This is a genomic window from Sphingobacterium faecium, from assembly GCF_003054045.1.
GTDB lineage: Bacteria > Bacteroidota > Bacteroidia > Sphingobacteriales > Sphingobacteriaceae > Sphingobacterium > Sphingobacterium faecium.
The window spans coordinates 28272-50587 of record NZ_QBKH01000010.1 but is presented as its reverse complement, the minus strand read 5'-3'; the positions used below and the strand labels follow the sequence as shown (position 1 = coordinate 50587).

The window sequence follows — 22316 nt, the reverse complement described above, 5'->3', positions numbered from 1 at the left end:
ACACCGACTGTTAATTGATCGGTGTATATTTTAGTTAGCATCCTACGGCTTTTTTATTCATCCCTCAATTTTTCAATCGGATTAAATCGTGTAGCACGATATATAATACCTATGATCAATGTGCCCAATAATAAAGTTAAAAAACCCAGTGGAAGCAAATACGTGAGTAAGTCAATCTCGATTCGGCTGCTATAATTTTGTAACCAGATATGCATAAGTATATAACTAATAGGTATCGTCACTAATAAAGCCAAAACAAAAATCATGTAAAATTCTTTTGAGAAAAGTAAAATTAAATGTGATAGTGAAGCTCCCAGAACTTTGCGTACACCTACTTCTTTATTACGCAAATTTATGGACAATGTAATCAAACCAATTATTCCCAACGATACAATTAAAAGAGCAGCGATGGAAGCGACTTGTGAGGCACGCTGTAACTGGAGTTCTGTCTTGTACAATTTCTGAATACGTTCATCCGTAAATTGATATTGAAACGGAGCATCCGGGAGTAACTCTTTCCATTTTTGTTCTAATGCTGACATAGAAGAACTCAAATTTCCAGCCTTCAACCGGATACTAAAATAACGAAACTGCAATGATTTGTTTATATCTATCCATACAAGAGGAGCGGTTTCTTCCAGCATAGAGTTGGGAATAAAATCTGCAGTTACACCCGAAATCGTGACATATTGATGTTCATCATCCAATCCAATCGTTTGTCCGACAGCTTCGTCAGGTTGTTTAAATCCCAACGCAAGCATCGCCTTTCTATTGATCACAATATAAGAAGTCTGATGATCAGCCGTGTTTTTAGATAAAAATGTTCCAGCTAATATTGGAATTTGATACGTTTTTGCAAAATGGTCATCAGACATGATCACTTTAGTATTGACTTCTTTTTCTGTTTTATTGTTTATTAATGTACTGTTATTCCCTCCAATGAATCCAGGGATTTCATAAGAAAGGCTTAGCGATTCGATTTGCGGAAGCCTCTCAAACTCATTTCGAGTAGTCTCCATTTTCTTTAATCCTACTTCACTCCAATCACGAGGTACCTGTACCGTCAATACCGATTCCTTATTATACCCAGAGTTGCCATGTAAAAATAAATCGATCTGTTTGGATATAATAATAGTAGCCATTAAGATAATAATAGCCACAGCAAATTGTATAAAGATCAATACCCGACGAATAACCTGTTTATTGTTATTTTGAGTGAATTTATTTTTTATAGACTCCAATATACCATTGCTTGATAGTTTTATTGCAGGATAGATCCCAGCAAAAAAGCCGACCATACAAGCAAATAGAAATAATAAAATAAAAAATGCAGCAGGAAGAGCTGTCAATGTCGGTAGTTCACGCATAAAGATACCTTCAAACACGGGAGTTAACAATACATACAAAGGAAGGCTCAATATAACAGCAATAATTAGCGTAATCACATATTCAGTAAGTAATTGAGCTATAATCTGTGTACGAGATGAACCCATTACTTTGCGCACCCCCATCTCTTTAAGGCGTGAGAAGTTTTGACTGATCGTGATATTGATGAAATTGATGACAGCCATTAGTAAAACGAAACCTGCAATCCAAAGTAAGGTAGAAATCATTTTACGGATAGCCCCGTTGTTGTCATCTAAAAAGTAGCTTTTTAAAGGTTTTAGATCTGGGGTATAGTTTAAAGAAAATTCCGCATCCATATTCCGCTTTATGAGATCCTGAATAGGAGCATGTAATTGATCAGGAGTAATTCCTTTTTGAAGCTCGATAAAAGAAACGATATAAGGATTGTGCCAGTTGTCGATAGACCTTCCAAAATAAGATTCACTTGCTATAGGTAGAAAGATATCGGATTTCATGGCATCATTTAAGTGCATTACGGAATTCTGTGTATTTTCTATAATTACACCTGTGATCGTGAAAGGCTGCTTATCGCCATTGAAGTTTTTGATTTCCAACGTTTGACCTAAAACATTTAGTTTTCCAAAATATTTTTTAGCGGCTTTTTCGGTGATGACTACAGTGAATGGTTTTGTTAATGCAGTTGTTGAATTTCCTTCAAACAATTGCAAGCCGAACATGTCCAATAAGGTAGGATCTCCAACAACTGTACCTTCTTCGAATATCTGCTGACCATTGGAAACAATACAGGTCAATCCATCGATTCGATAGTAATTTGCCACCAATTGAGGATATTCTTCTTTTAAAGCCTTTGGCAAAGCACCAATACTTGTTAATGGTATACCAAAACCTTCTTTTTTATAATTACTTTGTAGTAGGTACTGCTGTTCTTTATGGCGTAGTTGGCTGTTAACTTGATGTACTTCCCAGACATAAGCACCTACAAGTATGACAAAAGTAATACTACAAATCAAACCCACAAGATTGATTAAACTTTCGTATTTACGCTTTATAATATTACGCCAAGCGATTTTTATATTGTTTTTTAGCATAGTTATATTTTTATCAGAGACTGATGCTTTTGATTAATTTCTTTTATTAATATTTTTATAAATATCATGGTGACAAGTCAACTTCAGCCTAACCCTGCAACTTAAATAATAATGCTGCAGTCTTATTTTACTCATCCCGTAAACTATCTACGGGATTTGCTCTAGCGGCTTTAAAAGATTGAAAGCTGATGACCACTAAGGTAATCATGATTCCAAAGATCAACGCTGAAGCAAATATCCACCAAGTCAGTGTAATTCGGAAAGGAAAATCTTCAAGCCATCTGTTCATCACGTAAAAAGCAATAGGCGTAGCTAATATACCAGATATGACCATCCATTTAAGGAAGTCCTGTGTTAGTAATTGGATAATTCCGGCAATAGATGAACCAAGCACTTTTCTAATGCCAATTTCTTTGGTTCTCTGGAGTATAGAAATCGATAATAGCCCTAAAAAGCCTATAGCGCTAATGACAACAGAAACCCCAGCTGCGATCCAGATCAGTTTTTCAGTAAGTATTTCCTTTTCATATAAGTTCGCGATTTGCTCATCGTAAAACCTATATTCAAAAATTTCATTCGGGTACCAATCTTTCCACTGCTGCTCAAATTCATGTATAAATTGCTGAGGGTTTTTTCCATTAAATTTAATCGCAACATTTTTTATACGCTCTTCATGATAACCGACTACGGTCGGCGAAATACCTTCTTTTAGAGAATTTGTATTGAAGTCAGCAACGACACCAACAATTTTTCCTACATTTTCCTCATTTAAGCCTCCTGCATGAAGACTCTTTCCTAAAATCTGATGAGGATCCGGATAACCAAGGTCCTGAGCCATTTTTTCATTGATCAGGAATTCCGGATTTTTTGGATCATCATTAAAATTATGACCTGCGACCAGTTTTATATTGAATGTTTTTATGTAGCTCGAGTCTGCTATAGCGTAGCGTGCTGGCCATTTTTCCCAATCTGCTTGATTGTCAAATTGAAAAGTTCCGCCCCAAACTTTATCATTTGCTGGTGGGTTATCACAAAAACTAAAGGATGCAACATCACTTCTTTTAGAAAGAAAATGATTTAATTTTTCTTTGTTGGCGAGCATTTCTTTTTTCAACGGAAAGAGGAGCACCTGTTCCCGATTAAATCCCAGATCTGTATTTTTTAGATAATTGACCTGAAGAATGATAACCAAAGTTGCAATCAGGAGCACCATCGCAATTACATTTTGCAACACGATAAAAGATTTTCTGGTCAAGCTCCATGGGCCCATTGCCAATTTTTTCAACGCATCTTGAATAGGTGTCCTGTTGACAAAAATTAAAGGGTAAATGCTTGTTACTAAAGCTGTGCATATCCAAATCAGTCCGACAATGCCTACGAATGAACGGAGAGAAAGAATCGCTATAGGTCCATTTGAAAAAAGATATTCATTACTCCAATTGATAAAAATAAAGAGCAGGACTAAGCCAAAGATAATAGCTCCAAAAGTTAGCAGAGAAGTTTCGAGTAAGAATTGAAAGAAAAGTTGTTTTTTCGAACTTCCCAAAATCTTTCTCATTCCCATTTCCACACTTCGGTTCATCTGTTGAGCAAAAAGAATATTGCTATAATTCACAAACGCCATGATACTAATTCCGATGGCAATCACCGATAATATCTGCAGTAAAGATTTTTGCGTACCCTTGCCATAGTCTTGATCAAAATGAAAGTCTGTAATCGGAAGTAGTTTATAAGAATAATACTCCAGTACACTTTTGTCAAAATACTTGGCCACCAGTTCATGTATGGTTTTTTCAACTTGTACCTTATCTTCATTATTTCTTAAGGTCAATAAAATATTGTTGTTCGTATTCGTATAGCCCCAGTTATGAAAAAAAGCATCACTTTTATCGATTTTAAAAAGCGTAGCAATCGATTTTAGGGAGAAGTAAATATTAGATCTAAAGTCAGAATTACCTTGACTGTCATCGATAATACCGATCACCTTCATCGGAAACTCACTTTCAACCAGGATCGTTTTTCCCATAGCATTTTCTTCTCCGAAATAAAGTTTGGCAGTAGATGCAGTAAGTGCTACAGTATGAGGAGCATCCAAGTCTTCAGGATTTCCAAGTATCCAGGGGAAATCCAAAACCTTAAAGTAATCTGACGAAGCAAAAGCCGCCTTCCCATTTGTTTTGAATCGTTTATCAGCGATTCCTATAGTGAAGTCTTTTTTATCGATATATAAGGCAGTTTTTTCCACCTGAGGAACTTCTTTCGAAATAGCATCATACATCGCAAAAGATCCACCTTTATTATGTTCGACTTGCTCAAGCTTTAAGTCATAAACGATCATGTAGGTTTGGTCCTTTTGTTTATGAAATTGGTCGAAGCTAAGTTGATAACTATTATAAATATAAATGAACAAACCACAAGCAATCGCTAATCCCAAACCCACAATTGTCAACATGGAGTAATAGCGGTGTCTAATGAGTTGCCTTAATGCAGTCTTTAAAAATAATTTAATCATTTGTTCTAAATTATAAAGAATATATTCAGACAACTACTCATCTCTCAAACTATCAACAGGATTGGCAAGTGCCGCCTTTATAGTCTGAAAACTTATTGTGGCTAAACTGATCAGAATAGCCATCAATCCAGCAGCAGCAAAATACTGCCATTGAATTTCTATGCGATAATTATAATCCTGTAACCAATTATCCATCACCCACCATGCTATTGGCGATGCAATAAGGATGGCTATAAGCACTAATTTAATAAAATCAACAGAAAGCAAAGATGTTAATTGTCCAATAGATGCACCCAAGACCTTTCTGACAGCAATTTCTTTCATACGCGTTTCTGCCATATAAGCAATCAAAGCAAATAAACCCAAGCAAGAAATAAAGATGGTCAATACCGCAAAAAGCATGGACAGAGTACCAATAGATTGCGTCTCTTTAAATTTAGCTTCAAAATTTTTATCAATAAACTTATACTCAAAAGGGTAATCCGGATTGAATTTTTTGAAGATATCCGCTACCGTTTTTAAATTATTAACAGTACTATTGTTTGGGTTCAATCGGTAGTGGATATTTGTAAACCAAGATTTAGGACCAAAAATAATCATCGGTAAAGTTTCACCATATGGTGAATCAACGATGAAATCTTTGATTACACCTACTACAGTCCAGTCCTCTCTATCTCCATGGATAACCTGACCAATCGGATTTTGTAATCGCATGCTTTTAACAGCAGTTTCTGTCAATAACATTGCATTACTATCAGTTTTATATTTATAAATATCAATATCTCTACCTGATAAAAGTGTAAATCCTAAATTTTCAACCGCATCAGCATCCGTACTGAAACGATTGAACGATACTTTTTTATCGCTTTCGCTACTTCCAGGCCAGGAAAACCCCATGCCATTGCTATATCGATCAGTCACTGGCGACATATTTTTAGAAACAGAAACAACCGCATTGCTAGCCAGCAATTCGTTACGAAGATTTAAATAATTCTTTTCAAGTTCTCCAGAAATACTGCTCACTAATAACCCATTGTCATCATAACCCCGATCCCGATCTTTAGTATGCTGAATCTGTTGGAATATAATAATCGTTGCTATTGTCAGAATAATAGCAATTGAAAATTGCAAGATAACCAGAATAGAGCGTACGCTTAAGCCCCTTTTATAAGAGTTTAATTTTCCCTTTAACGTTTTTAGCGGTTTAAAAGAGGACAGGAAAAATGCAGGGTAGCTACCTGCCAAAACTCCTGTAATAATCGTGAAAATAATTAAAAATAACCAATTGCTGCCCGAAAGTAGGGAAATATGAAGATTTTTCTCAACTAAATTATTAAATGCCGGAAGAATCAAGATGATACAACCTACTGCTAGTATCATGGCGGCAAAACTGATTAAGACACTTTCTACAATAAACTGTGCAATGAGACTTTTACGATCAGCACCTACCACCTTGCGAACGCCTACCTCTTTAGCCCTTCGCTCAGAACGAGCAGTACTCAAGTTCATGAAATTGATACAGGCCACCAACAAGATAAATGAGCCAATCCAAGTAAATAAATGGACCAATTGAATACGACCAGCAGTATAGGTGCCATTAACACTTTTGTTGTACAAATAGGCATCTTGATATGGGAATGCAAAGATCTCATTTGTCGACCTGATTTCATTATTGCCCACATTAATATGATTTTGACTAACAAGCCTTATTTTATTGTTAAACGCTTCTAATGGTGTTGTCTCCCTTAACAGAACATATGTTTCGATGGAGTTGTTCTGCCAGTTGTCATCCGTATAGCCAATTTTTTTAGCATATTCCCATGACAGCAAATAGTCAAATTGCATACTCGTGTTATTGGGTAGATCTTGCAATACAGCATCCACCGTCACTAAGTTTACAGAATCTATTTTGATGGTTTTGCCCACAGGATCAGAGTTTCCAAATAAAGTCTCAGCAAACTTTTGTGTCAAAACTACGGAATTTGCATTTTGAAGCAATTTATTTTTATTACCCTTGACTATAGGAAAGCTAAACATATCAAAAAAACCAGGATCAACAAATGCGACTTGAGATACGATTTTTTTATTGTTATAGGTCGTTAGAAAATTATTAAATTGATCGTAACGCGTGAATTTTTCAATATCTGGAAAATCTTTCTTCAACGTAGGCCCCATAATTTTTGGTGTATTCACCCAAGCCCACATCTGTCCCTGATTCATATCCCGATTACTGATCACGTACAGTCTATCACCTTTCTTATGAAAGCGATCCATACTCAGCATATTTTGTAACCAAAGTGCGATCAGTAAAGCCCCTGCCATACCAATGGCCAATCCAATGATATTGATGCTTGAAAAGGCTTTATTTTTTAGCAAATTACGCCAAGCGATTTTAATATAGTTATTGATCATCGTTATTTTATCAAGAGGTGTCTATTCAAAAATGACTATTTTATTCATCTCGTAAGCATTCAACCGGATTGATAATTGCTGCGCGTACAGTCTGGTAGCTGATGGTTAATAAAGCAATCGTCAGTGCCACACTTCCTGCAAGAAAAAATACCCACCAATCTAGTTCAATATGATAAGCAAAGTTATCCATCCATTTGTGCATCGCCAACCAACCAAAAGGAACACTGATCAGTAAAGCAAATACGACTAATTTTAGAAAATCAAAACTTAATAACTTAACGATTTTTAATACAGACGCACCCAATACTTTACGGATACCGATCTCTTTGATCCGTTGTTGAACCGTATAAGTGGAAAGAGCAAATAAGCCCATACACGCAATGGTAATTGTAATAAATGAAAACAGTTGCATCGCTTTGGTAGTCTGTTGATCTTGGAGGTAAAGTTGATTATAGTCATCATTAAGAAAGTGATATTCATAGGTGTTTTTCGGATCAATTTCTTTCACGATCGTTTTTACTTGATTGATAGCATCCTGCATCGGAACTTGTGCATTAAGCTTGATGAATATATTTCCAAAATAATCATACTCGGGGAAGAGGACAACAGGGCTAATCTCATTATGCAGTGAGGTGAAATTGAAGCTTTCAACAACTTGTTTAATAGAACCTTTACGACCATTTAAATTTATTCTCTTACCGACAGCCTCTTTAGGGCTCCAGCCCAGCGCTGATGCCGTTAACGTATTGATAATAAAACTATTTTCAGGAGATACGGTATCTCTTGCTCTTAATATGTCCGTATCCGAAAGAGGCGAGCCAGCAACTGATTTAATATTAAATAACGATACAAAGTCTTTTTCAATCGGGATAGCCGTTACATTAATAGAAAAATCCGTCGGTTGCCCCTCCACATCACTGATGCTATAACCGCCTTGTATATTTACAGGATTGTCATAGGAAGCAGTCATTCCTTTCACACTATTTAACTGACTCAACTTGTCTTTCAGTAACTGACGTTCTTTGTCCTTCCATCCCCGTCCATCAATCACCAATATATCAGATCGATCCAATCCAGTATTTTTAGATTGAATAAATTCCATTTGTCTACTTGCAAATAAAGTACAAATGATAAAAAATATAGAAATACAAAATTGGAAAGCAATCAGTATTTTACTCAGCGATATCCCAGTTTGCTTTTCACTCAGTTTACTCTTAAAGATTGAAATCGGTTTTAAACTAGAAATTGAATAAGCTGGCCAGCCACCAGCAAGTAGTGATAAAGAAATAAAGAATGTTAATAAGGATAGATAAACGACAGGTTTATTCCATATAGGAAAGCTGATATCCACCCCCATAAAATGACTGAAGACAGGTAAAAGAAGGAAAGTTGCTAATATGCTCAGTAATAAGGAAATCAAAATCATCAAACTACATTCCAATAAAAATTGGAAGAAAATGTTTTGACGGCCAGCTCCCAACACTTTCTTGACACCGATCTCTTTTTTACGCTCTATGGCATGTGCCAGAATTAAATTTGTAAAATTAGTGCAAGTCAAGACAATTAGCGCAATACCTAAGGCTGTTAATATATAAATATAGAGTATATTTCCAGTACCTGATGTTTTTGAGTGCAAATGAATGTCGGTTAATTTTTCTACTTGGAAACCAAATTGATAACCTTGTTTAATAGCATCAGTGAACTTATTCTTGACCAGATGATTCAGCTTAAGTTGAACCGATTGGAAGCTCATCTCATTGGCCAATAAGGCTATGGTGATATCATTTGCTGAAGTCCAAGATGATTCTTTGTACCGAGCTAATCCCTGATTTGATAAGATAGCAGAAAATTTTAATTGGGTATTGCTTGGTAAATCCTGTATAATTCCAGTCACTTTCCAGTTCACTTTATCAATGACCAAAGCTTTGTTAATGGCTGATTCATTTGGGAAATATTTTTTCGCCAAACTCTCTGTAAGCACAATTTGATTCGGACCTTCGAGTACATGCTTTTTATTTCCTTCGATAAATTGGTAATCCAATATTTCAAACAAATTATGGTCTGCATAATACAGCTTATTTTCTTTCAAAGATTGGTCATTAATATCAATTAACCCCGCCTGAGTGTAAGCATATAAGCGACTTGCTTGCTGTACCTCAGGAAACTCCGATTGTAGGGCAGGTTGTAATCCCGTGGGCGTTGTTCCCGATGAAACCAATTCAGGACTATTTGGAGATTTGTAAGATAAACTAAAATAAGCAAGCCGGTCAGCATGTGAAAAAAAACGTTCATAACTAACTTCGTGATAAATGTAAGTCGCTAATAGAAGGAAGCAGGTTATTCCGATTGTTAACCCAGACATATTGAGTAATGAAAAGCCCTTATTCTTCCTAATATTACGCCATGCTATTTTGATATGGTTCTTGATCATTATTTTATGCTTTTAAATTCTTGTACTTTGTAAACTAGCCCATGCAGATTTGTTGATGAATTTTTTGATTAGATTACTCATCCCTCAATGTTTTAATCGGATTTGTATTTGCAGCTCTAATCGCTTGTGTACTCACCGTTAAGATCGCAATCGTTAACGCCGCAATACCAGCTACGGCAAAGATCCACCATTGAATTTCGATGCGGTAAGAAAAATCTTCTAACCATTTACTCATGATCCACCAAGCAATAGGTGAAGCAAGCAGAATCGCTATCAGCACGAGTTTTACAAAATCTCGCGATAGCATAGCTGTTATACCTGTCACAGAAGCACCTAATACTTTACGGATACCAATCTCTTTTGTTCTTAATTCAGCGATATAAGATGCCAGTCCAAATAAGCCGAGACAAGATATAAAAATGGCCAATCCAGAAAATATAAGTGCCAATTGAGCTGTTTGCTGCTGTTCTTTAAACTTGATCGCAAATTGCTGATCAACAAAATTATATTCAAAGGGATACGCTGGATTAAATTTTTTGAGTATCTCCTCCATTTGTTTCAAGTTATGTTCTATTGGCAAAGATGGGTTAGTACGAACGACCATATTTAACATCCACTCTTTAGCAGGGTAAATGAGAAGAGGGGTAACAGGACTATAGGGAGAATCATTAATGTAATCATTAATGACCCCTACTATCGTAAATGTGTTGCTTCCCCATTTCAGGATGCTACCAATAGGATTTTTCAATTTCATTTCTTTGATAGCAGCCTCGTTCACCAGCACCGATAGACTATCGGAAGCCAACCGTTCAAAGTCGATGTCACGACCTTCCAGTACCTTTAAGCCAAGAGTTTTAACAAAATCACTTTCTGCCTTACCAATATTGAATACGATTTTCTTTCCTTGTTCAGGAGTTGCCCCTTCCCATGAAAAATTACCACTTGAGTTGGAAGCATTTCGAGTTATCGACCAGCCCGTACGGGTTACAGCATGCGCAATATTTTTATTGATCAATTCAGATTTAATGACTTCATAATTTTTTGTCATATCACCTTCCATAGGAATTTCGATCAGTTGCGACGGTGAATAACCGATATCTCGTTTTCCTGCATATTCAATCTGGTTACGGACAATCAAGGTTGCAATAATTAAGATAAGCGCAATTCCAAATTGGAATACGACTAATACTTCCCGAAAATTTAAAGCCAGTTTTTTAGATTTCCCAAATACTTTTAGAGATTTTATAGGCTTAAATGAGGATAGTACAAATGCAGGGTATAAACCTGCAAACACTCCCGTTAATAGGATAAATACAACTAATGAGATCCAGATCATTGGATCAGTAATGGAGAAAATTAACGGTTTATCTAGGATTTTATTAAAAAAAGGGAGTGCCAAGAAAGTTAATCCGATCGACAGCATTCCCGCAATAATTGAAAGTAACACCGATTCCGTCAAAAATTGGGTAATTAAACTACTGCGTTGCGCACCCACCACTTTTCGTACCGCTACTTCTTTGGCTCGTTTTTGGCTACGAGCAGTGCTGAGATTAACGAAATTGATGCAAGCGATCAATAGAATCAAAAATCCCAAACCAGCCACCAATTTAACTTGATCAATTTTACCACCAACTGGTACACCCTGTTCAAATTTTGAATACAAGTGCATTTTAGATAGCGGATATAAAAATAGGGAACCTTTTAACTCGTTATTTGTCTTTTTTGCAATGATATTTTTTAGTTTTTTATTAAAAGCATCTACATCTGTACCGTCTTTAAGTTGGATGTAGGTCATGAATGTACTTGTATTCCAGTTTGGAGAGTAATTATCCGCCTTAGTTAGGGGAATCAAATAGTTAAAATCAAAATCGGTATTACTCGGTAAATCTGCAATGATACCAGATACTTGATAAGGTTCCTTATTGTCCAGTATAAGGGTTTTATTTAAAGGATCCGTATCGCCAAATATTTTCTTGGAGAGACTTTCTGTTAAGATGATGTTTTGTGGACCAGAGAGAACTTGACTGCGATTACCCTTTAAAAGTTTAAAATCAAACATCTCCATAAAAGAAGGATCAACCTCCGTGCCTTTAGACTTAATTTTATTCTCATCAAAAGATAATAATCTATCCACATTCCAATACACACGTGCCGCATGCTCTACCTCAGGGTATTCAGCTTTTAAAGTAACAGATGCCGGGCCTGAAGTGATATTACTCATGCCGATTTGACCTACATCTTCATACTTATTCCAAACACGATATAAGTTGTCTTTGTTACTATAGAAATTGTCAAATTGTGATTGATTTTGTATCCAAATAGCAATCATCAAAACAGCTGCCATTCCAATAGCTAATCCGATAATGTTAATGGTTGCATATCCCTTACTTTTCAGTAGATTTCTCCAAGCGATTTTGAAATTGTTCCGTATCATGGTATTGTACTTTAGGCTGTTGTCTTATTTTTGTTTTTAAAGTTCAATACCTAAGCCATTGTTTTAAATTGCTGTTTTTCAGCGTTTTAATCTGCGTATTGGTCTTCTGTAAGTGTACGCTTTCGAACACTTAGCGTTCGTAAGCGTACATGTGAAGCATATTCTTATTCATTCCTTAGTGTATCTATAGGATTGGACAAGGCAGCTTTGATTGCTTGAAAACTTACGGTTACTAGCGTTATCAATAAAGCGATGCTCCCAGTGACGATAAAAATAGACCAGTTTATAGAAATACGATAAACATAATTTTCCAACCACTTCTCCATAAATAAGTATGCTAATGGTGCAGCTATGAGAAAACCAATTAATGTAAGCCAGATATATTCGGTAGATAAGAGTCTCCACAGACCAATTTCTGAAGCACCCAATACTTTGCGAATTCCGATTTCTTTTTCACGCTGTTCGGTCAGAAAGGAAACAAGAGCATAGAGCCCAAGGCATGAGATCAAGATTGCTAGACCCGTAAATAGACTGGTTAGACTTCGAATCATTTCCATCTGCGTAAATTCTTTGGCATACGCTTGATCTGTAAAAGTATATTCAAATATAAGGTTCGGATCCGTTGCCATGAATTTTTCTCCAATAGCTTTAAGTGTTTGACTTTGATGCTCATGATCTTTCAAGCGAATGGTAATTTTGTTCTTCGGAAGAAAATCCAAGAAATACGCTGTAGGCGTGATCGACTTAAACGGAGATTCCGAAATGGTGTTTTCAATAACACCCAATATCTCATAAGTCTTTCCGCGTTTACTTAATGTTTTGCTATTCAACGATGTCAAACCCATAAATTTTGCAGCGGCTTCATTAATAATAACCCCAGACGAATCTGTTTTGAAATCTTTAGAAAAGTTTCGCCCTTTTAAGAAATTCCAGCCTACCGTATTGCCAAAGCTTTCATCAACTGTGCATATTCCCAATATAGAGCCCTCAATAGGATCATTACCTTCCCATGTAAACCCACCACCAGATAGCCCAAGTCTATTGACAAAATTGGAAGAAAGGGTTGCATCTTGAATAAGTCCTTTATTTTGTAAGTCTCTTTTGAGAACTTCAAAATTTTTCCTGATTTCTGGACTGCTACTGATCACATTGATTAGGTTTTGATTATTATAGCCGATCGGTCTTTCTTTGACATGGTACAATTGCTGTATAACTAAATAAGTGGCAATCATCATAAAAATGGAGATCGCAAATTGAATTACCACCATGACTTTACGTGGTTGAAATCTACCTTTGCTAAGTTGTAGTTTTCCTTTAAGAGCAAGGATCGGATTGAAAGAGGATAAAAATATAGAAGGGTAGATGCCTGCTAATAATCCGATGACAAAGATTCCCGCAAACGAAATAGCGTAAAATAAAGGCGAACTTAATGGAAGTTCGAGTTGTGCATGTGTCACTTTATTAATCCATGGTAATAGCAGGAGTGTGAACAGAATCGAAAACACAAAAGAAATACCAACAGAGCAAACAGATTCTACTAAAAAACCTTGAATTAATTGTTTTCGATTGACGCCAAATGATTTGAGTACTCCGACCTCTTTACCTCTTTTTAAACTTCTGGCAGTGCTGAGGTTGATAAAATTGATACACGCCAATGAAAGGATCAAACAGCTGATTAAAGCAAACATCCAAACGTATTGAATCTGTCCACCATTATTTTTACCATTTTTGAAAGACTCGTACAAATGCCATTTCTCCATAGGATGCAATAGTATTTCAGGATTGATATCGGTGAGTTTTGTTTTGAAAACCGTAGTCAATTTTGATTCAATAGTAGGAATTAGCTTACTATTAGAAACCTGCACATAAGTATTAAAGTAGCAATTGTTCCATCCATCAGCAATCCCTTCGTTTTTTACTAAATAATCTGCAATCGGTAAAATATAGTCCAATTGGTAAAAAGTACTATTATGAGGAAGGTCTGCATATACCCCTTTAACGAGATATTGCTCCTTTCCATTGAGCTGAACAATTTTTCCAATTGCACTTTGGCTTCCAAATAAGCGAGAAGCTAATGATTGCGATATAATGAATGTATTGGCGTCAGTAGGAGTGGAGACCTCACCTTCAATAGTTTGAAAACTGAAGATCTCCGAAAATTTACCTAAAGCATAGCATCCATTGGCACTTAGTTTTTTATCCCCTGCTTTGAACATGGTACTTTCTAATCCTGTTGATAAGGTGACTTTTTCCATTTCATCTTTAAAATCAGATTCGATCCATTTTGCCAATGGAATTGAGGTCGATGGACCGGTAGACATTTCGTCATTGAAAGTACCGGTGACCATGACTTGATAAATGGTATCGTAGTTCTGAAAATTTTTATCAAAAGAAAACTGCTTCAATATCCAGAGGGTACTGACCAAAGCAACCGTAAAACCTAGAGCAAGACCGATGATATTGATTGTTGCGTTCCATGGATTACGCTTTATATGGCGTAGAGAAGTTTTAAAAAATAGCTTTATCATAATTCTTAATCAATTGTCTTATTGTAGGAATCTTTTTGATACCTGATAATTATTCGTCCCTTAGACTTTTAATGGGGTTTCCAAAAGCAGCTTTTAATGTTTGATAGCCAATGGTCATCAGTGCGATGATTATGACCGTAAATAAAGCGGTTACAAATGCCCATATAGGCATTTCAATACGATAGATGAAATCATTAAGCCAATTATTAAAAAGATAATAAGCAATAGGACTAGCAATTAAAAATGCCAATAAAATGATTTTTAGATAGCTTGATGAAAGCAAGTTTAAAATTCCTATCGTACTTGCACCTAGTACTTTCCGTATTCCGATTTCCTTACTCCGGAGTTCTGCAGTATATGCCGCTAAACCTAAAAGACCAAGACAAGCAATAAACAATGTCAACATGGAAAATACGGTCATAACTTTAGAAGAACGTGTTTCATGCTCATATTGACTTTGGATATATTGATCTAAGAAAGTGAAATCGAATGCAGCTTCTGGAGCAATAGAAGAATATGCTTTTTTGAGTTCCAACAAATACGCCTGCAGATCTCCTGCTTGATATCGAATGAGTAAATTTCTCGGAGATTCAGGTGATTTATTCATCGTGTAATAGGTGTAGCCACCTATTGATGATTTTAAATTTGAATAATTGAAATCTCTTACAACTCCTCTGATAATGGAATTTGTAGCACTCATTTCTGTGATGATGGGTTTCCCAATAGCTTCTTCAGGTGTTCGATATCCTAAAAAATGAAGAATTACTTCATTGATCAACACGTAACAAGTCGAATCTGGTTTACCGATAATACTCGGTAAATCTGAACCAGCTAATAACTGCAAGCCTAGTGTTTCAATAATTGGTCCGAATGTAACGGCTGTTTGTGTAGGTAAGCCCTGTTTGTCCGTTAGAAATTTATATACGGTCTTACCACTTTCATTATAACCTGGAATGGATTGTGCGTAAGTGGAAGATTTGGTCGCAGGAATATTTCCTATCGCATGGCTAAGTGCATTGATTTTATCCAAACCTTTTATGGATCGAATAGGGATCGATAACACACTTTGAGGCTGATAACCCAAATCTTTATTTTTGACAAAGTTCATTTGCGAAAGCATAATGATGATGCCAATGATGAGGGTAATAGATGTCGCAAATTGAAACAGAACCAATAGCTGTCTTGTTAATACTTTTTTTGTCCCATTATTATCTCCTTTTTTCATTAAAGTAATGGATTTAATTTGGGAAAGATAGAGAGCAGGATAACTTCCAGCTATCAAGGTAATACTTAACCAAGCTATAAACACAGGGCTTACATTTTGCCAATTGAGTATTTGAGAAATAGCAATATCGTTTTGACTGATGGCATTGAATAGTGGTAATAATAAAATGGCTAAAAATATTCCGATCGCCATTGCGATTAGGCTGATGGTTGCGGTTTCAATATAAAATCGAATGATGATTTGTTTTCGACTAGCCCCTAAAACCTTATTGATGCCCACTTCCTTACTGTTTTTTTGAGATTTAGCAGTTGCTAAATTCATATAATTCACACAGGCAATTATAATAATCAAGAAAGCGAGGACAGAGAGGGTTCTGATCGTTTGAATATCTCCAGTACGCGTAGTTGGTCCAGTTTTTAGATCTGATGAATATAGATGCACTTTTGATAAGGGCTGTAAAAAAAATGCTGTAAAAAAACGGTTATCTTTTTCAACATACTTATCGATCAACTTCGTAGCCTGTTGGGCAATATCACGAGGATCTGTACCATCTTTCAAGTGGATATAGGTTTCATAACTCGCGTTACTCCAATATACATTTTTACCCATCCAAGAGTCCATGATATTAGAAATCATCTCACAATCAATTGTGCTATTTTTTGGCAAGTCTAGATATACAGCACTCACTTGAAATGTATCTCTTTGATTTACACAAATCATTTGATTTAAAGCAGATTGGCTTCCAAACATTTTTTCCTTGGTAGATTGAGATATCGCAATACTTTTAGGTTGATGAAATACCGTCTCTTGATTTCCCTCAATAAACTGAAAATCAAACATGGAGAAAAGAGAAGAATCTGCTAGGTATAAATTTTTCTCAATAAAATTATGATCTCCTGCGCGGATAGAAGCAGGGGCGCCAAAATCATTTTTCACCAAACGTGTCATTTGTTGTACGCCCGATAAATCCTCTTTTACAGCAGGACCTACGGCATTTGGTAAAGCAATCCATTTTTCCTGATTATATTCTGGAGAAGTCTGCATATAGACACGGTAAATGTTTTTCCCCTTTTTGAACATAGAGTCATAGCTCAATTCTTGTTGAACATAAGCAAATAATAAAACGGCAGTGCAGATACCAATTGCTAATCCAATGATATTAAGAATGCTGAAAAATTGATGATTCTTAATACTTCTCCAAGCTGTTTTGATATAATTCTTTATCATAATTTTTTCGATTGTCAATCGTTCTACAATATTCTTTTTACTTAACAGACAAAGCCGTCGACTTCTGAAATCGACGACCTTGATCTTTACTTAACACCTAAACACCACTAATTAAATGATGATCACTCATCACGTAAACTATCGATCACATTTACCTTCGCAGCACGGATAGCCTGATAGCCAATTGTGATTCCTGCGATTAATAAAGCGATACTTGCTCCAACTAAAAAGATCCAGAGACTCAATTCTGTTTTGAAACTGAAATTAGCCAACCATTCGTTTGAGAAATACCATGCGAGTGGCCCAGCTATTAGAATGGCAATACCTAATAATACCACAAATTCTCTACCCAATAGCTTAACGATTTGTGCAATACTTGCTCCTAGAACTTTTCGGATACCAATTTCTTTGACTTTAGTTTGTGCTGAATTTGTCGCTAAAGCGAGGAGTCCAAGAGAAGAAACAAAAATAGCGATTGAAGCAAATATGTTAAAAAGAAGACCGGTACGTAAATCAGACTTATATAACTGATCAAATTTGCTATCTAAAAATGTGTATTCGAACGGTTGTTCCGAAGGGTAACTATCATAGATCGCTTTTACTTTCTCAATTGCTTTTTGTGCATTTAAAGCTGTTGTCTTCACATATAGAGTACCTGCAAATCGGTGTGTCCAAAACACCATTGGGCCGATTGGGGTTTTTAGATTGTTAAAATTGAAATCCTTGACCACACCTACTACCGTTCCAGGTACCTCATGTAATGACATTTGAGCGCCCAGATATGGTTTTTTTAACCCCATTTGTTTTGCCAGAGTTTCATTTATGATATAACTCGAAGAGTCTGCAGGAGTACCTTTGATGTTGCCGCCCTCCACGAACTTCATACCCATTAATGGAATAAAATTTTTGTCGATAGTAGCTCTGCCAACAATAAGAGCGTAATCTTTTGGACGGTTTGGCCAATCGATATCGCCGGTAGAATTGCCATAACTCATCGGGTCGTATAAACCGTTGATGGAGTAAGAAACAATAGCAGGATCCGCAGCAAGTTTAGTTTCTACGGTAGATTTATTTTCTATAGAACCCTCATTAAGCGGCACTGTAAAAATATATGAAGTATCATATCCTAGGTTAAATTCGCGGATGTATTTCATCTGCTTTTGAATAACTAAGGTGCAGATAATTAATATGATTGATGTGGTATATTGGAATACAACCAGACCTTTTCTGAAAATACTATTTTTTGGTTTAGACGATCGGCCTTTCAATGCCGATATGGGTTTAAAGGATGACAGTTGTATGGCAGGATATATGCTCGACAATAATACCGTCAACAGCAGTGCAGATCCAATTAAAATCCACAATGCTGAATTATGGATATCAAATACCATTGATTTACCAGAAATACTGTTATATGCCGAAAATGATAATCCAACCCAGATCGCCGCCACAAAAGTGGCTAAGGTAAATGTCAGAAAAGTTTCTGCCATAAATTGAAAAAACAGTTGTTGACGGCTTGCACCCACAATCTTTCGGATACTGACTTCTTTAGCGCGATCCATCGCTCTGGCAGTGGAAAGATTTACATAGTTGATTGCGCCAATAAAAAGTAGGAGCAAGGCTACTACAGCAAATATCTGTACCATGCGTAAGGCCGATTTGTTGCCATCAGGAGCAATTAAATGTTTGTCAGCAAATGATCCAAGTTTAAAAGTAGTATTGGTATTGCCATCACGTGCCTGAATAAATCTGTTATTGATTTGCGCAATTGCTTGTTCCGGATCTGTTTCAGGACGTAACTTTAAATAAGTATCAAAGTAGTAATTTCCAAGGTCCTCATCAATCGTCTTCCATACCCCATTACCTCCATTTTCTGTAAATGACTTAGCCAAATAAGCCATAGGAAAGATAGCATCGTATCTTAAAGATGAGTTTTGTGGCATATCCTGAAACACACCTGTTACTAAGAAAGGAGTTTTCCTTAAGAGAAGCGTCTTACCGATTGCATCCTGTCCATTAAAAAGTTTTTTCTGAAGTGTTTCGCTAATCGTCACTTCATCCAAATAAGTCAATACATTAGGCTTGCTGGATTGAATTAGTGGAAAAGAAAAGAACCTAAAAAACGAGCTGTCAGCATAGGCAATAGAAAGGCCACTATAGACATCTTTTTGATCCTTTAAACTAATAACCCCAGAATATTCACCTGCTATTCTAACCGAGGACTCAATGGCAGGAACATCTTTTGCATAAAATCCAACTGGCCCCGGAGTATTATTGGATATTTGCTCTTTATCACCACCTTTCCAAATGTTATGAACATTATAAATTTGTTTATAATCTTTGTGAAATCTGTCAAAACTAATTTCGTCCTGTACCCATAGCAAAATCAGGATTGCAGTTGCAATACTGATCGAAAGTCCTAATATATTGATAGCAGTATAAAACTTGCTTTTTTTCAGATTACGCCACCCAGCTTTGATATATTTAAAAATCATAATAATAGTTTTCGACAGTTTGCATTTTTTGTTTTTTGTTTTCGAAATTTATAATGCCAATCCTTAAGCCATAATTTTAATAAACTTATTTATAGGTTTTTATGTTATTGCTAGCATCTATGTAAGTGTACGCATCCGAACACTTAGCGTTCACATGCGTACATATTAAGCTGTATACTACTGATCCCTCAAACTTTTTACAGGATTAGCTCTTGCCGCTTTTAAAGCTTGGTAACTGACTGTCACAAAAGCAATGACCAAGGCACTCACACCCGCTATGGCAAACATCCACCATTGCATATCAATGTGGTAGGCAAAATTGTTCAACCACTTGTTCATCGCCCAATAGGCGACAGGTATCGCAATACATATGGCTATAATAACCAGTTTAATAAAATCGATAGATAATAATTGTATAATGCCAAAAACACTAGATCCTAAAACTTTACGGATGCCAATTTCTTTAGTTCGTTGTTGTGCGGTATACGTTACCAATCCCAATAGGCCCAAACATGCTATAAAAAGAGCAAATCCTGAAAAGGTGGTGAAAATTCTTTGGAATCGATAATCCGCTTCATATTGACGTCTAAAACTCTGATCCAAAAATGTATAATTGAATGGAATTTGAGGAGCGACACCAGTCCAGATTTTCTCGATACGGGCAATAGTTTCCGGAAGATTTCCTTGTTGCAATTTGATCGTTATAAATTTGCTACTCCAAGGTTCTAAGCGTAAAGCAAGAGCTTCAACTTTGTTGTGTAGAGAGAGGTAGTTAAAGTCTTTTACAACTCCAATCACTTGTCCCTCTTTGCCCCATTGTGTAAAACGTTTTCCGATAATCTCTTGTGGATTGCTATAACCCCATAACTTAGCAGCAGCCTCATTAATAATTAAGGAGTGTGCACTGTCAGCAGGAAAATCTCGGGAATATGCTCTTCCTGCAACCATTTCAATACCCATATTTGGGATAAAATCGATATCTACTTCAAAGAGAGCTGGACTCAATATCGTCATTTTTCCTTCAGTAGATTCTATTTCTGTACCTGCATTAGGAAAAAATGCTCCTGGAACACTACGTGATGATGATACCGCAATGACGTCCTTATCTCTTTTAAACTTATTTTTAATCGCTTCTAAATTTTTGTTGACATCATTGTCAAAATTGTAATCAATGACAAGCATCTGATCTTGTTGAAACCCCAGATTGGTATGCTGTAGATTATGCAATTGCGAAAAGACAATACAGGTTCCGGCAATAAGCACAATGGACAAGCCGAATTGGAAAACCACTAATCCTTTTCTTAAAAATTGTCCTCCAGCAGCAGTTTTAAATGTACCCTTTAATACTTCAACAGGTTTAAAACGCGCTAAAATAAATGCAGGATAACTTGCTGCAATAATACCAGTAATCGTTACAATGGCAAGGAAAATACTAAGTGTAGTCATATTGAATAGACTGCTCCATGCAAAATTTTTACCCGCAAAGGCCTCCATGGACGGCAGAAGTATAATAACCAATAGCAATGCCAGCAGTGCAGCGATAAAAACTAAAGCTAGGGATTCACACATAAATTGTAGGATCAAATTGCGATGGTTAGCACCAATCGCTTTGCGGACACCAACCTCTTTTGCTCTTTCCATGGATCGGGAAGTAGCCAAATTCATGAAATTGACACAGGCGATGAAAAGTATAAATAGACCTATGATAGCAAATATGTACAGATTCTGTACACTGCCAGTTACACCTGGCTGTCTACCTGCTGCTGAATGCATATAGGCATCTAGCATGGGTTCGAGATAGAAGTTAAACTTATCCTCCTTAGAGGCACCATGCTTTTTAAGAAATTGAGGAATTTTTTTATTGAAATTGGCCAGATTAAATTGATCAGAGACCAGCACATACGTATAAAAATCTACATACCCCCAAGAGTCAAAAATATCTGAACGTGCTTGTTTAAAGGTACTCATGGATAATAAAGCATCAAAAGTAAAATGAGAATTGGAAGGTACATCTTCAATAACCGCAGTGACCTTATATAGACCTGGGTTAGCACGACCTGCTGCAAGCCCCCCTTCCAATGTTTTGCCAATCGGGTTTTCATTGCCAAAGTATTTTTTAGCCATACTTGCTGTTAGAACAGCAGTATAAGGAACGGTCAAGGCTGTTTTTGGATTACCAGCCAATACTTTCCAGCTAAAAACGTCAAATGCCGTTGAGTCCATAAAAAAAACACGCTCTTCCTGAAACACCTTCTCTTTATTCTTTAAAGAAATGGATGTCACTCCAGAAAATTGAACCACATTTTTCACTTCAGGGAAATCTGCTTTTAAAGCAGGTCCTATTGGCGCAACTCCCCAGACATCATTGCGTGTGGTTTGTTCTTTTTCCTCCCAGGAATTGATCACACGATAAATCCGGTCTTTGTTTACATGGTATTTATCATAAGATAACTCATCATGAATATATAATACAATTAATAAGCAACATGCTAACCCTATTGCTAGGCCAATGATGTTGATGGAAGAATAACCTTTGTTTTTCCAAAGATTTCTCCAAGCGATTTTTATATAGTTCTTGATCATTTTTAATAATTTA

9 protein-coding genes are annotated in these 22316 nt (G+C 36.2%); all 9 read right to left on the bottom strand.

Annotated features, from left to right (window positions below; translation table 11 throughout):
* Positions 1-53: 53 nt before the first annotated feature.
* Positions 54-2456 carry an ABC transporter permease gene (locus C8N37_RS21025; RefSeq protein WP_108160768.1) on the bottom strand — a complete coding sequence of 801 codons (2403 nt, stop codon included), beginning with the start codon at positions 2454-2456 and terminating at the stop codon, positions 54-56.
* A gap of 127 nt (positions 2457-2583) precedes the next feature.
* Positions 2584-4968, bottom strand: a complete 2385-nt coding sequence (locus tag C8N37_RS21020) for an ABC transporter permease (RefSeq protein WP_108160767.1) — start codon at positions 4966-4968, stop codon at positions 2584-2586.
* Between the two features lie 33 nt (positions 4969-5001).
* On the bottom strand, positions 5002-7380 hold the full coding sequence (locus tag C8N37_RS21015; protein ID WP_108160766.1) for an ABC transporter permease: 2379 nt from the start codon (positions 7378-7380) through the stop codon (positions 5002-5004).
* Between the two features lie 40 nt (positions 7381-7420).
* The gene (locus C8N37_RS21010; RefSeq protein WP_108160765.1) at positions 7421-9811 is read right to left on the bottom strand and encodes an ABC transporter permease; all 2391 of its coding nucleotides are present in this window, start codon (positions 9809-9811) and stop codon (positions 7421-7423) included.
* A 73-nt stretch (positions 9812-9884) separates the two neighbouring features.
* Positions 9885-12245 carry an ABC transporter permease gene (locus C8N37_RS21005; protein WP_108160764.1) on the bottom strand — a complete coding sequence of 787 codons (2361 nt, stop codon included), beginning with the start codon at positions 12243-12245 and terminating at the stop codon, positions 9885-9887.
* Positions 12246-12409: 164 nt separating this feature from the next.
* Positions 12410-14773 (bottom strand): ABC transporter permease, encoded by a 2364-nt coding sequence (locus C8N37_RS21000; protein ID WP_108160763.1) that lies wholly within the window; start codon positions 14771-14773, stop codon positions 12410-12412.
* A 49-nt stretch (positions 14774-14822) separates the two neighbouring features.
* Positions 14823-17225 (bottom strand): ABC transporter permease, encoded by a 2403-nt coding sequence (locus C8N37_RS20995; protein ID WP_108160762.1) that lies wholly within the window; start codon positions 17223-17225, stop codon positions 14823-14825.
* A gap of 122 nt (positions 17226-17347) precedes the next feature.
* Positions 17348-19720 (bottom strand): ABC transporter permease, encoded by a 2373-nt coding sequence (locus C8N37_RS20990; protein ID WP_108160761.1) that lies wholly within the window; start codon positions 19718-19720, stop codon positions 17348-17350.
* Between the two features lie 177 nt (positions 19721-19897).
* A complete protein-coding gene (locus tag C8N37_RS20985; RefSeq protein ID WP_108160760.1) occupies positions 19898-22303 on the bottom strand; it encodes an ABC transporter permease in 2406 nt (801 codons plus the stop codon).
* Positions 22304-22316 lie beyond the last annotated feature (13 nt).

Coding starts and splice junctions, on each gene's coding strand:
- C8N37_RS21015 (WP_108160766.1), bottom strand. CDS start 7,380: ATGATCAATAACTATATTAAAATCGCTTGGCGTAATTTGCTAAAAAAT.
- C8N37_RS21010 (WP_108160765.1), bottom strand. CDS start 9,811: ATGATCAAGAACCATATCAAAATAGCATGGCGTAATATTAGGAAGAAT.
- C8N37_RS21020 (WP_108160767.1), bottom strand. CDS start 4,968: ATGATTAAATTATTTTTAAAGACTGCATTAAGGCAACTCATTAGACAC.
- C8N37_RS21005 (WP_108160764.1), bottom strand. CDS start 12,245: ATGATACGGAACAATTTCAAAATCGCTTGGAGAAATCTACTGAAAAGT.
- C8N37_RS21000 (WP_108160763.1), bottom strand. CDS start 14,773: ATGATAAAGCTATTTTTTAAAACTTCTCTACGCCATATAAAGCGTAAT.
- C8N37_RS21025 (WP_108160768.1), bottom strand. CDS start 2,456: ATGCTAAAAAACAATATAAAAATCGCTTGGCGTAATATTATAAAGCGT.
- C8N37_RS20995 (WP_108160762.1), bottom strand. CDS start 17,225: ATGATAAAGAATTATATCAAAACAGCTTGGAGAAGTATTAAGAATCAT.
- C8N37_RS20990 (WP_108160761.1), bottom strand. CDS start 19,720: ATGATTTTTAAATATATCAAAGCTGGGTGGCGTAATCTGAAAAAAAGC.
- C8N37_RS20985 (WP_108160760.1), bottom strand. CDS start 22,303: ATGATCAAGAACTATATAAAAATCGCTTGGAGAAATCTTTGGAAAAAC.